We start from the raw sequence: 14,295 nt of genomic DNA, 5'->3' as shown, positions 1-14,295 counted from the left end.
CATGAGCCAATTGATTGAAGTGAAGGTCCCCGATGTCGGGGACTTCAAGGACATCCCGATCATCGAACTGTTCGTCAAACCCGGCGATACGCTGAGCGTGGATGACAGCATCGCCACGCTGGAATCCGACAAGGCGACGCTGGATGTGCCTTCGCCGGCTGCCGGGGTGGTCAAGTCCGTGCAGGTCAAGGTCGGTGATCGCGTCTCCGAAGGCAGCGTGCTGCTGATGATGGAAGCCATTTCCGGCGCTGCTGCCGCTGCTGCGCCCAAACCGGCGGAGTCGGCGCCGGCTGCCGCGCCAGCAGCGGCGCCGATTGCCGGTGGCAGCTATACCGGCAAGGTCGACATGGAATGCCAGATGCTGGTGCTTGGCGCTGGCCCTGGCGGCTATTCGGCCGCCTTCCGCGCGGCCGATCTGGGCATGCAGACCGTGCTGGTGGAGCGTTATGCGACGCTGGGCGGCGTGTGTCTGAATGTCGGTTGCATCCCGTCCAAGGCGCTGCTGCACGTCGCTTCGGTGCTCGAAGAAGCCTCCCATTTCTCGGACGTGGGCGTCTCCTTCGGCGAGACCAAGGTCGACCTGAATCGCCTGCGTGCGCACAAGGAAAAAGTCATCAGCAAGCTCACCGGCGGGCTGGCTGGCATGGCCAAGGCGCGCAAGGTCGAGACCGTGCGTGGCTATGGCAATTTCATTGATGCGCATCACGTTGAAGTGTCCGTGACCTCGGGTGAAGGCCAGACCGCCACCGGCGAGAAAAAGGTCATCCGTTTCGAGAAGTGCATCATCGCCGCTGGTTCATCCGTGGTGAAGCTGCCTTTCGTGCCCGAAGATCCGCGCATCGTCGATTCGACCGGCGCGCTGGAGTTGCGTAGCATCCCGAAGCGCATGCTGGTCATCGGCGGCGGCATCATCGGTCTGGAAATGGCCACCGTCTATTCCGCCCTCGGTGCGCGCATTGACTGCGTGGAAATGGGCGATGGCCTGATGCCCGGCGCGGATCGCGATCTGGTCAAGGTCTGGGAGAAGCAGAACCTGCACCGCTTCGACAAGATCATGCTCAAGACCCGCACCGTCGGCGTTACCTGCCGTCCGGACGGTCTGCTGGTCAAGTTCGATGGCGAACAGGCGCCGGCCGACGAGCAGAAATACGACATGGTCCTCGTGGCTGTGGGCCGCAGCCCGAACGGCAAGAAGCTCTCCGCCGAGAAGGCCGGCGTGCTGGTCAGCGATCGTGGCTTCATCCAGGTCGACAAGCAGCAGCGCACCAACGTGCCGCACATCTTCGCCATCGGCGACATCGTGGGTCAGCCCATGCTGGCGCACAAGGGCGTGCATGAGGCGCATGTGGCCGCTGAAGTCGCGGCGGGTCAGAAGTCCTACTTCGACGCCTCAGTGATTCCGGGCGTGGCCTACACCGAGCCAGAAGTGGCCTGGGTTGGTGTGACCGAAATCGAAGCCAAGGCCACCGGCCGCAAGATCGGTGTCGGCAAGTTCCCGTGGGCCGCCTCGGGCCGCGCGATTGCCAACGGCTGCGACTACGGCTTCACCAAGCTGATTTTCGATTCGGAAACCCATCGCATCATCGGTGGCGGGATCGTCGGCCCGAACGCGGGCGACATGATCGGTGAAATCACTCTGGCGATTGAAATGGGCTGCGATGCCGTGGATATCGGCAAGACCATCCACCCGCACCCGACCCTGGGCGAATCCATCGGCATGGCGGCCGAAGTGTTTGAAGGTACCTGTACCGACATTCCGCCGATGAAGAAAAAGTAAGCAGTACTGCTGCTGAAAACGAAAAGGGCTGCCAGATTTGGCAGCCCTTTTCGTTTGTGGGGCGAGGTGGCTGAAGAGCCGCGCGGGGCGGCGTTGAGCAATCAGAGTGGCTGGAGAGGCCCGGCTGGTGGGGTTTTTAGGGGATGTCCGTTATTGATGCCGTGAATGTGTGCAGACGACCCACAACAGCCATTCGGTCCCAAGTTCCATGAACGGCAGCTTCCAAAGCTGAGCTGCCTTTCGTCCCAGCAATCCCCAGGGTAAATCGTCAGGCTAAAAGGCGTTCGCGGATTCTGTGAGCTCCGTCCGCTATTCACTTGTCACCGGCCTTAAGGTTTGGCCCTAGCTATGAGTCACGATGACGTCTGCACTAAAGCCAAATCCAAGGTTGGCGAGGTGCGGTTGCCATCAAGATGAGGACGGAAGTCATTTTGTCGATAGTTTGTGAATTTGACAAATTAGCCAGCTTTCAAACGTGGGTATTGTTGAATTTGATGAAATAGTTGTATTTGTTGTTTGTAAGTGTTTGTTTAATATGACTTATTTTTAAAAAGCGTGACATATTTCACACTCATCTTTTCCGTCTCATAGTTAAATAGCCAACTTCCGCTCTTGGGTAAACCCGTAGGGCATTTGAAGTGCTTCGTCCTTGCTGTGTGTTGCCCTGTAAATGTTCAGGCAGCACGCAGAATTCGGATCGAGGGTGCATGCCGCGCAAGGCGTGCGGTATTTAGCGACTGATCCTGAAATGACGAATCTGTACTTGTTGCGTGTGCGATCTTTGATCGCGCTTGGCTTTGCCTGTGTCTTGCTCTTTGTGGCGGCTTGGGCCCATGCGCAAACTCCTGCCGATACGCAGGAGCAGCGCCGCCGTGCGCAGCAGGAGGAAGAGGATCGACAGAACCGCCTGAATGCTCCGCGCGTTGAGCTTGAACGCCCAGCGGCTGCGGACCCCAAGAGCTTCGAGTTGCCCGACGAAAAGCCTTGCTTCCGGATTACCCGCATCAAGCTTGAAGGCAAGCAGCTGGACCGATTCTTCTGGTTGAATGAGCAGTTCGAGTACGCCACCGGCCGATGCGTGGGCAAGGAAGGCCTGAGCCGTATCGTCAAGAAGCTCACAGCATCCTTGATTGATCGCGGCTACATCACCACACGAATCGGCATCCCCGAGCAGGATCTTTCAAAGGGTGAATTGTCTTTGCTGCTGATTCCCGGCACGGTCGGCAAGGTTCGCATGGCAGACGGCAGTCCGGATGTCTCCTGGCGCACGGCATTTCCGATCAGGCCCGGCGATTTACTGAACTTGCGCGATCTGGAGCAAGGCCTTGAGCAACTCAAACGCGTGCCTTCGCAAGACGTCGACTTCGAGATTCAGCCCGGCGAGCATGCCGGCGAGAGCGATATCGTCATCAAAGCCCAGCGTAGCAAACCCTGGCGAGTGGCTGTGTCGGCCGACGACGCTGGCAGCAAGGCGACCGGAAAATATCAGGCTTCGCTGTCTCTCAGTCTGGATAATCCACTCGGGCTGAATGATCTTCTCAGCGTGACCACCAATAGCGATGCGCAACGGGATCGCGACGAACTCGGTTCACGCGGCAACTCTGCCAGCTACAGCATTCCCTTCGGCTACTGGCTGATCTCTACAGGGGTGAGTCGTTCGCGCTTTCACCAGACCATTGCGGGCGCAAATCAGGATTTTGTTTCGAGCGGCAAAAGCGAGCAGACCGATCTCAAAATCCTGCGGACGCTGCATCGGGACCAGACCAGCAAAACCAGTGCGTACGCGCGTCTGATCAAGCGCAAGAGCCACAGCTTCATCGATGACACCGAAATTGAAGTCCAGCGCCGCAACACCACTGCGCTGGAACTCGCCTTGAACCGCCGGCAATACCTGGGCCGTGCGCAAATGGATTTCACGCTCGGCTACAAGGAAGGGAATTCCTGGTTTGGCGGCCAGAACGATCCCGCTGACCTGCCTGCCGAAGCGCCCAGCTTTGATTACCACTTGGAGTTTGCTGACATCAGCGCCAGCGTGCCCTTCGCTGTAGGGGAGCTGCCTCTGCGCTGGATCAGCGCACTCCGGGCTCAATCAACCGGCTCCCGTCTGTACGCCAATGAAATGTTCTCCATCGGCGGGCGCTATACCGTGCGCGGGTTTGATGGCGAAACCACACTGGCGGCCGAGCGCGGCTGGTACTGGCGCAACGAGATGGAGCTGCCCATCGCTGCCAGCGGACAGAACATCTTCCTTGCCTACGATCACGGCGAAGTCGCCGGCCCCAGCGCTGCACACCTGGCTGGCAAAACGCTGGGCGGTGTCGCAGTCGGCCTCAGGGGGACGTGGCAAGGCGCCAGCTACGAGGTTTTTGCCGGCTGGCCCGTGGAACGTCCCAAGAGTTTCCGCACGCCCCAGCCCACTGTCGGCTTTCAGGCCAGTTATCAGTATTGATTTTGCATGTCAGGCGGTTGCCTGTTTTGACCTTATTGCGATCCATAGCCATGAACACACATACATCGTCCGCGCTGCAAACCACCACCTCCGCAGCTGAGCCGCAACAGCTCTGGCGCAGGGCAACCGCGCTCGTCACTGCCGTGTTCTTCATCGCGCAGCCCGGCCTCGCTACGGCGCAGCTCGTGGCGGATCCGAACGCCGGCGCACGCCGGCCGCAGATCGATGCCGCAGCCAATGGTGTCCCGGTCGTGCAGATCACTGCGCCCTCGGCTGGCGGAGTGTCGCGTAACCAGTACCAACAGTTCAACGTCGGGCCGCAAGGGCTGATCCTCAACAACAGCACCACCAATGTCCAGACTCAGCAAGCCGGCTGGATCGAGGGCAACCGCAATCTCTCTGGCGGCAGCGCCCGTGTCATCCTCAACGAAGTCACCTCCAGCCATCCAAGTTTCCTGCGCGGGCATACCGAGGTAGCCGGCAGTCGCGCCGAAGCCATCATTGCCAATCCGAACGGCATCACTTGCGATGGCTGTGGCTTCATCAACACCACGCGCGGCGTGCTGACGACGGGCGTGCCGCAATTTGGCGGCGACGGCAGTCTCGAAGCCTATCGCGTCACGGGTGGCAGCATTCTGGTCAGCGGCGCTGGACTCAACGCCAGCAACATCGATCAGGTCGACCTGATTGCCCGCAGCCTGTCGATCAATGCCGACATCTGGAGCACCCGCCTCAACCTGATTGCGGGCAGTAACCTGGTCAAACATTCCGACCTGTCCACTCAGACCATTGCTGGCGATGGCGCTCAGCCAAGCGTAGCGATCGACGTCGGTTCACTGGGCGGCATGTACGCCAACAAGATCAAGCTGGTCGGCACCGAGGCAGGCCTCGGCGTCACCAACGCCGGCAACATCTCCGCTCTCGACGGTAATCTGGAAATCGACGCCAAGGGACACATCACCATTACCGGCAAGGCCAGTGCCACAGGCGATGCACGCATCACCAGCAGCCAGGACGTTATCAACAGCGGCACGCTTTACGCTCAGCAGCAAACTACCATTGCAGCCGATGGCGCTTTCACCAACGCTTCGACAGGTCTGGTGGGCGCACGTGGCAGTCTGGCGATTCAAGCCGCCAGTGTTGAAAGTGCCGGCGAAATCTCCTCCGGCCTCAAGGCGGATGGCATCACCGACGCCGCCACCACGCCCGGCGATCTGACGATCACCAGTCGCAGCAATGTCATCCTCAGCGGCTCGGTCGCCTCGACCGGCAATCTGGAGATCAATGCAGCCCAGGCTATCGTCAATCGCGGCAGCCTCTATAGCCAGCAAAACGCCAGCCTGCGCAGTGGCGACAAGCTCAGCAACACGGCTGCCGGTCTGATCGCCGCCCAAGGCAATCTCACTATCGATGCCGGCTCGGTCGACTCCGCAGGCGTGCTGATGGCCGGTTTGCGTCCCGACAATTCCACCGCAACGACAGGCGATCTCACTCTTACCAGCCAAGGCATTGCCACACTGAGTGGCCAGCAACTTGCGGCGGGCAAGCTGCAAGTGAGCGCCAGCGAACTACGTATGGCCGGCAGTCGAAGCTCAGCCAATGGCGATCTCTCCCTCACAGCCACTGCCGGCCAGATTGATCTCAGCGCCGCCAGTACTGACGCCGGTGGCACAGCCAGCGTGCGGGCAAGCGCTGCACTGATCAACACCCAGGGCGGTATCAATGCGGCGCGCACCGACATCGCAGCCGCTTCACTCGACAATCGCCAAGGCAGCATCAAAGCCACCGGCATCACTGGTGCCAGCCAGATCACCCTGAGTGGTGATCTCGAAAACAGCAGCGGCAGCATCAGCGCCGCCAGTAGCGATCTGACAATCAGTGCCGCCAAGCTGAATAATGCACAAGGCAGTATTCAGCACACCGGCACCGGAGTGCTGCGCATCAGCGCCAGCGACATCAACAATTCCCAAGCTGAAATTGCCGGTAACGGCCACCTGAATCTGCAAGCCGCGACGCTTGGCAATCAGAATGGTCTCGTCGCTTCCTCGGCCAAGACTGAAATCAAGCTCACCGGCGCACTGAATAACCAGAGCGGCACGCTTGCCAGCTACACCGATCTTGATCTGCAAGCACAAGGCGCCGTGTCCAACCAGGCCGGCACCATCGAAGCCCGTGGCGACGCATCCAGCCTTACGCTCGCGGCAGCCTCCATCGACAATGCTGACGGCCGCATCGTTAACCTCGGGCAGGGCGATGCCAACATCAGCAGCCAAACCTCGATCACAAACAGCAATGCCTCAGGCGTGGCAGGCAAAGGCATCATCGGCGGACAGGGGAAAGCCAGCCTCACCGCCGCCTCGCTGAGCAATACCCAGAATGGGCAACTGGTTGCCAGTGACGCACTCCGCGTGCAGTTGAGCGGCGCGGCACAGAACAATGCCCAGATTCTCGCGAATACCCTTGATCTCAACGCTGCCTCGTTTGATAACGCCGCCGGCAAGATTGAAACCGACGCAGATATCAAGCTCAGCGCCGCCAGTATCAACAACCTCGGCCAGATCAATGCCGGACAAGACTTGCTGATTACCACCACTGGCAGCCTTGCCAACAGTGCCGGCAATGTCGTCAAAGCCAATCGCGACCTGACATTGCAAGCGGGTGGCAGCATCACCAACGAAGGCGAACTCAGCGCTGTTCAAAAGGCCACTATTACCGCCGCTTCGCTGGATAACCGCGCGAGCGGCAAGATCCTCGCGCAGCAAATCCAGACCAACATCAGCGGCCGCCTCGATAATGCCGGGCGCATTCAGGGAGAGTTTGTCGATCTTGGCGCCAATCAGCTCAGCAACACCAGCCTGATTACCGGCCGCTACCTCACTGCACGCACAACAGATCTGGTCAATCAGGGGTCGGCTGCCGAGATGGCCGCCTTCGAACAGATGGACCTGCAAGTCACCGGCAAGCTCAGCAATACTGACGGCGCCAATCTTTACAGCGCCAAGACGTTGATGATCTCGGCCGATGGCAAAACAGATGTGGATGGCTTGCTGATCAACAACAGCCGTGAAGTTCTCAACAGCTCCGCGACCATTCAGGCTGGTGGCAATCTGCTGATTGCGGCAAACGAGACCGTCAATGAACGCACGATGGTTATCGTTGAGGAAAGCGAAAAGCGAACTGGAGAAAGTGTTGTTCTTCCATCACCCGCGCAATGTGGACAGGGGAGTCATACCAACTGTACCCGCTATACCACGTTTTACAAGACTGAACAGGTGCAGTCTGGCACTACTCCGGCGGCCAGATTGTTATCTGGCGGAAATATGTGGCTGATGGGGTCTGTGACCAATGCATACAGCAATATTGCTGCCGGTGGAGATCTCTGGCTTGGCGATCTTTTGCTGAAGCAAGCATCCCAAGAGCAACTGGATCAAATCCTCAAACAGACTTCACGATCGTTACAGGAAAAGGAAATCCAGAGTGGCCAGATTGATAATTGGAAGGAGGTCTGGGACCACCGTTCCTGTTCGACTTTCGGCGGCTGTACCGATTTTTACCGCTGGGACAACTACGCCTACGCATTCGAAAACACGCGTAGCTATCAAGTCGGTACCCTCGCCGCAACCATCACGTCCAACGGCGCCATCAACATCGACGCGACGAAGGTCACCATTGAAACCGTTGGCGCAGGCAACACCCCCGGCCTGAATTCCAGCACCCTTGGCGCCACCCAGTCCGGCAACCCGGCGCGCGCAACAGGCCCCGGCGCCACGCCCGTCACCCCCGCCCCGCAAAGCATTCCCGGCTTCACCGCACCCGGCAGCGCCCTGTACACCGTGCGTACCGAGCCCGGCCAGCGCTATCTCGTCGAAACCGACCCACGCTTTGCCAGTTACTCAAATTTTATCAGCAGCGACTACATGCTCAGCCGTTTGGGCATCAACCCGGAAGGCGCGCAGAAACGCTTCGGCGATGGCTTTTACGAACAGCAAACGGTTCTCGACCAGATCCTGCAACTGAGCGGTCGCCGTTACCTCGGCCAGTTCGCCTCCGCCGAAGACCAGTTCAAGGCCCTGATGGACTCCGGTATCGCCTCGGCCACCGCTTTCGGCATCACCGTCGGCGTCACGCTGACGGGTGAGCAGATCGCCAGCCTCACCAGCGACATCGTCTGGCTCGAAGAGCGCGAAGTCACCGTCGGCAGCAAAACAGAAATCGTCCTTGTTCCGGTCGTCTACCTGACCCGCCTGCACGCCGATGACTTGCGCCCCAGTGGTGCCCTGATCGCGGCCGAGGATGTTGTCATTCGGGCCAGTGGCTCCATCACCAACAGCGGCACGATCAGTGGCAACGTGCGTACCGCTCTGCTCGGCAATTCCGTCACGAATGAAGGCGGCATCATCACCAGCAAGGGCCTCACGCTGGTTGATGCCAAAGAAGACCTCATCAACCGTTCCGCCAAAATCAGCGGCAATACCGTGCAGCTCTCCGCCGGGCGCGATCTGCGCATCGAACGCATTGCCCCCACGGCCGTGCAATTGGGCAGTGTCTCCACCACCCGCGTCTTCGCGGCCTCCGATATTTCCGCCAAGGATTCGCTGGATATTTACGCTGGTCGCGACCTGACGCTTGCCGCCAGCAAGCTCAAGTCTGAAGGCAGTGTCAGCCTCGCTGCTGCACGCAATCTCACTGTCGAACATCAGACCGCCACCGAGCGCATGACCAACGCCACCGGCGAACTCAGCCAGACCGCCCAGCTCACCAGCCAGATTGCCGCCGGCACCGACCTGCGACTCGAAGCCGGTGACACGCTCAAGCTTGCCGCCGCCAAGCTGAGTGCCGATGGCAGCGTGGCCGTCATTGCCAAGGGCGATATCGAACTCACTGCCGCAACCGCGCAACAAAGCTCGCGCTATAGCGGCAACAAGGTCAGCGATCGCAAACTTGATGAAACCACCACCGGCACTAGCATTCTCGCGGGCAGCGATATTTACATTCAGGCGGGCGCAACTTCTTCGGGCTCCCAAGCACAAGCGGTCAGCACGGCAGGAGCGCAGCAAGCCCCCGCTGCCAGCACCACGCCAGGCAACAACCTATCCATGCAGGGCGCCACCCTGATCAGCACCAATGGCAGTATCGCCGTAGGCGCCACTGGCAACATCAGCATCACCGAAGCCCGCGAGCGCCACGAAAGCGAAGAGGCTACCTCTAGTAGCAAAAAAGGCCTCTTCTCCAGCAGCAGCTCCAGCACCTACGATCTGAGCAAACGCGACCTGGCCGTCACCAGCACCGTCATCGGCAAAAACGTCGAACTCCGAGCCGGACAAGACATCACCCTGCGCGGCGCCCAGATCGCCGCAGACCAGGACATCCTCGCCAGCGCGGGCGGCACGATCCGTTCTGAGGAAGCCCGCAATCTCGTACAGGAAGACCATCGCGTCACCAGCAGTTCCAAGGGCATCAGCGTCAACGTCCGTCAAGGCTCGGTCGGTTACAGCAGCTCACGCCTGAATGCCGGCGAAACCTACGAGGGCAAACTCGTCGTCGGCAGCGATCTGAGTGCAGGCGGCAATCTGACCCTGCTCGCCAATGATGCAATCGTATTGCGCGCCACCACTGCCAGCGCGGGCGGCAATACAGGGAGCGCACAAAATCTCTCGGCAATCGGCGAAGCCAAACAGACGGACCATACCGAGAGCGCTGTCAGCACCTCCAGCATCGATACGGCAGGCGGAAAACTCACAATCCTCGCCAAAGACGTTCGCCTCGAAGCAGCCAACGATGAAGAACACACCCGCACCTGGAGTGAAGTTGGTGGCCGCAACATGGTCATCAACAACCCGGGCCGCGAATTGGCCGGCCAGCTGCGCGCCATGGGCGAGCTTGCCAAATCCACCTTCGCCATCAAGAACGCCACCGGCATGGAGCTCATGGCTCTGAATGCCAAGGATCGCAAGGGGATTGTCAAAGACAGCATCATTCCCAAGAAGATGCATGACAAGGACGGTAAGCCGGACGATTCCGCCACACAAAATCGTCTTGGCAAGGTCGTCGGCCGCACCTTCGCCCGCGACAACGGCGTCATCCAGAAGAACAACGCCGCCATCACTGAAGGCGTCGAGCGCCACTACAGTCGCACCCAGCAAGACGAGATCAGCGAAATCACCACCTCAACGGCCCGCGTCACCCAGCTCACCAGCAGCGGTGACACCCTGATCAGCGCTGACAACATCACGGCCCAGGGCGCGCGCATCAGCAGCACGAATGGCAATCTCAGCCTGATTGCCACAAACGACATCAATCTCGACGTTGCCACTAGCCGCGAGGCCAGCGAATCGCATGTCCGCGACCGTCGCGCCACGCTACCCAACAACCACGTCATCACCGAAGTCAGCCACACCACCATCGAAAGCCCGGTCGGCACTGAGCTTGCCGGCAAGAACGTCACGGTGTCCGCCGGTAACAATCTGAGCGCCACTGCACTGCTGGCCACTGCCGAGGAAGACCTTACGCTGAAGGCCGGCAAACGCGTTGATCTGCTCGCCGCTGCCGAGATCGTCGAACAGGACGCCCGCCGCGTCGATGGCACCCGGGGCATCTACAAATCCGGGCGTACCAGCGCCACCATCGGCTCCAAGCAGACCCCACAGAGCAACGAACGGGTGACCGTCCTGCCCCAGGGTGCCACTCTGGTCGCCGGGCGCGACATCACGATGGAAGCCGATGACGCCCTCGTTGTTCAAGCCAGCGATCTTGTTGCGGGCCGCAACATCACCGGCAAGGCTGGCACGATAGACATCCTCGCCATGCCCGGGCAAGACGTGCTGACTGAGAGCGCCAGCGCCCGCGATGGTGGCGTCAAAGTCGCGGCCAAGAGCACCTTCATTGATCTGGCCAACATGGCGCTGGACGCGGTGGAGCGTTATCAGGCCGCCGACAATAGCGCCAACGCCCAGCACGAACGCCGCATGGCCGCGCTGCAAGGCGCGCAGACCGCACTCGATGCCTACAAGGCCTACTCCGCTGCCAACGGCAATGGCAAAAGCGCCACCACCTTCGGCGTCGAAGTCACCCTAGGCAACCAGCGCAACACCGTGGTCAACGTGCATGATCGTCAGACCATCAGCCCCAACACCCTCCAGGCCGGTGGTGACATCGACCTGAATGCCACCAAGGGCGATGCTACCCTCACCGCCAGCAAGCTCGATGGGCAGAACATCAGCATCACGGCGGCCAAAGACATCAACCTTGTCGGCCTGACTGAGAGCGACATTCTCAGCGAGCGGCGCAGCAGCCACAGCGGCTACGTCGGCGTCGGCTATGGCGCCGGCTGGTACATCACCGCCGGTGGATCGCGCAGCCTCGGCCATGGTCGGGGCACTGAAGAGAACCAGGTCGAAACCGAGCTCACCGCCCAGAACAAACTCACCCTCAAGAGCGGCCAGGACACCACCCTGATCGGCGCCAAGGCTGTCGGTGAAACCATCAAAGTCGACGTGGGCCGCAATCTGAATCTGGCCAGCCAGCAAGATCGCGACGACTACAAATCCAACGACTACGCCGGCAGCATCGCCGGAACCTTTGGTGCCGGCCAGGGTGGCGTCACTGGCAGTGCCAGCTTCAATCACCTCGATAGCCAGTACAAGAGCGTGCTGGAACAAACCGGTTTCTATGCCGGCAAGGGCGGCTACGACATTTATGTCGGCAAGAACACCGACCTCAAAGGCGCAGTGATTGCCAGCAGCGCCACATCCGACAAGAACCGCCTGTCCACCGAAACGCTGACCCACAGCGATATCGACAACAAAGCCAAGTACCTTGCCTACGGCGCCTCGCTCAGCTTCTCCAGCAGCTACGAAAGGAAAGAAAACACAACCCAGAGCGGCGGCGCAGGCAGCAGCCCGACCGGCAGCAGTGCTAATACGGGCAGCACGACAGGCACGAGTGACAGCAGCACGAGCAGCGGTAACAGCACGGGCAGTGGCAAAACAGGCAGCGCCACGACCACTACCACCACAACCAAAAACAGCAGCAGCGCCGGCCTGTCCTTGCCGCAATCCAAATCCGTCGAAGGCACCACCACCAGCGCTATCTCTGAGGGCAGGCTGGAGATTCGCTCCGGCCAGAGCACGGACATCTCGCGCGACACCGCGAATGCCAACGGCAAGATCGATCCGATCTTCGACCAGGGTGAGATCAGGCGCAAGGCGGAGTACTCACAAAAGCTCAGCCAGGTAGCCTTTACTGCCGTCGGCGAATTGAAGTTGCAGATGCAAAAATCTGCCGAGCGCGAACAGACCACCGCCAATGTAGAAAAAATCAACGCCAACGCCGAGCTGAGCGCCGCGCAAGCCTCGCAGGCGCGAATCGACGCTGACCCTAACGGTAGCCAAGCGGACCGGCAAGCCGCACAAGAGCGGGTCGATTCTGCCCATCAACAACTTGGCGCTGCCGACCAGCACCTCGCCAGTGCCACGCAAAGCCTTACCCGTTGGAGCGATGGTGGCCTGTATAGCACGGCCTTGCACGGCGCCATCGGTGCAGTGGTGGCAAACGCCGGTGGCGGCAATGCCGCCGCAGGCGGGCTCAGTGCAGGCGTCACCGAAGTAACCGGCACCCTGGTGGAGCAATACCTCAGCGCCAACTTTACGAAAGAGCAGCTCAGCGAAGTGGATCGCAAGGCTATCCAGCAAGTGGTCGCGATCATCTCCGGCGCAGCCGTGGGTGGGCTAACCGCGCAAGCCACCGGCGGCAGCACGTTGGCAGGGGCAGGATCAGGCGCGACGACCTCACTGGATGGCGAGCGGTTTAATCGGCAGTTGCACGTATCGGAGCGTGCGCGGCTGCGTAAGAAGGCTCAGGATATTGTTGCCAGCAAATTGTCCGAAATATCCAAGGACGCTGCCTCTCAGGTTACCGAATCAACACGTCTGGCCGCCGAGAATTATTGGTACGCACAGCTTGAATCAGAAGCCAGTGCGCTGGTTGATCCGACAAATCTGAAGCTTAGAAATAGCTATCTCCAGCAAATTGCGGCGACGGACCAATCCCTGCTCAATGGCGGTTACAGCGCTGGCAACTATCTGGATAACGCAAACTACGCCCGCAGCATTGTGCAGTCCATGGCGGGAGAGACCATTCTTGGTCTGGATAACAAACCCATCATTGCCGATGGCAGCGAGCTGAAAACCTTCCAGGCTACAACGCGACAGTACAATGACAGTACCCTTTTTGCATTTGCGCCCGAACGCGTTACAGATCCTCAGATAGATTACCGTGCCCAGTTTGATAGTTTGGCCAAGGCCCGAAATGCCCAAGCGCGGCAATCAGGTGCAGCCACTGCGATTGATCAGGCTACGGTAGGCACGACTGAGCAGAATCTGCTGGATTACTATCGCGGCCGCAGCGGTGGCGCGGAGCAGGTCTGCCCAGAGTGCAATCTGATTGGCGCAGGCCCTTTGATCAAGAGTGCGGCCGGAGCGGTAAAGGCAACGGTTTCGGGGGTGTTGAAAGCCGGTGAAGGCAAGGCCGCTGTTGGGGTTGTGTCTGAAGTCCGGATTGTTGAGGGAGGGGCAAAGGGTGCGTTGGATTCTTCGATTCCCGCAGGCTATCGGACTATAGAATGGACGGGCGCACAGTTGCCTGCGGGGTCGAAGCCAGTTGTCGAACTGGCGACAGGAGAGGTCAAAATTTTGACTCCGGGCGGTCAGCTTGCCAGCCCGCCTTTGACAGGACCGCAGCCGATTGGACAATTTACGCCCCCCACAAACCTACTTCCTGGCACGACATTGTTTGGCGACAATGCACACGTCCAAGCCGCCAAGCTGCTGCAGAGCCAGTATCCGGACGTGCCTTTTACCTTCCGTGTTGCGCCGGGGCAGACAGGTGTGGATGTTTCGGTGCCTGTGGAATATGCGAAAAGAGTCGGTTTTGAGCACGCGGAGATCAAACCCTTGTCACCCTCGGGCATCAAGGCCTATGAAACACAGGTCAGCAATTGGGGCTTGGACCCCAAGACCGTCAAGCCCATCTACTACGACAGCAAGGGCAATCTGTATCGGGGGAACTGAGT

General features: G+C 59.9%; 3 protein-coding genes. All 3 read left to right on the top strand.

All coding sequences use genetic code 11. From position 1 onward, the window contains the following. Window position 1: 1 nt before the first annotated feature. Window positions 2-1,777 (top strand): dihydrolipoyl dehydrogenase, encoded by a 1,776-nt coding sequence (gene lpdA / locus ABXR19_RS02160; RefSeq protein ID WP_354599438.1) that lies wholly within the window; start codon window positions 2-4, stop codon window positions 1,775-1,777. 748 nt (window positions 1,778-2,525) lie between these two features. Continuing rightward, on the top strand, window positions 2,526-4,226 hold the full coding sequence (locus ABXR19_RS02155; protein WP_354599437.1) for a ShlB/FhaC/HecB family hemolysin secretion/activation protein: 1,701 nt from the start codon (window positions 2,526-2,528) through the stop codon (window positions 4,224-4,226). Window positions 4,227-4,276: 50 nt separating this feature from the next. Beyond that, window positions 4,277-14,293, top strand: a complete 10,017-nt coding sequence (locus tag ABXR19_RS02150) for a two-partner secretion domain-containing protein (RefSeq protein ID WP_354599436.1) — start codon at window positions 4,277-4,279, stop codon at window positions 14,291-14,293. Window positions 14,294-14,295 lie beyond the last annotated feature (2 nt).

The sequence above is a fragment of the Uliginosibacterium flavum genome, assembly GCF_040566545.1.
In the GTDB taxonomy this organism is placed as follows: Bacteria; Pseudomonadota; Gammaproteobacteria; order Burkholderiales; family Rhodocyclaceae; genus Uliginosibacterium; species Uliginosibacterium flavum.
The sequence above is the reverse complement of the archived record's forward strand: the minus strand, read 5'-3'. Positions and strand labels throughout refer to the sequence as shown.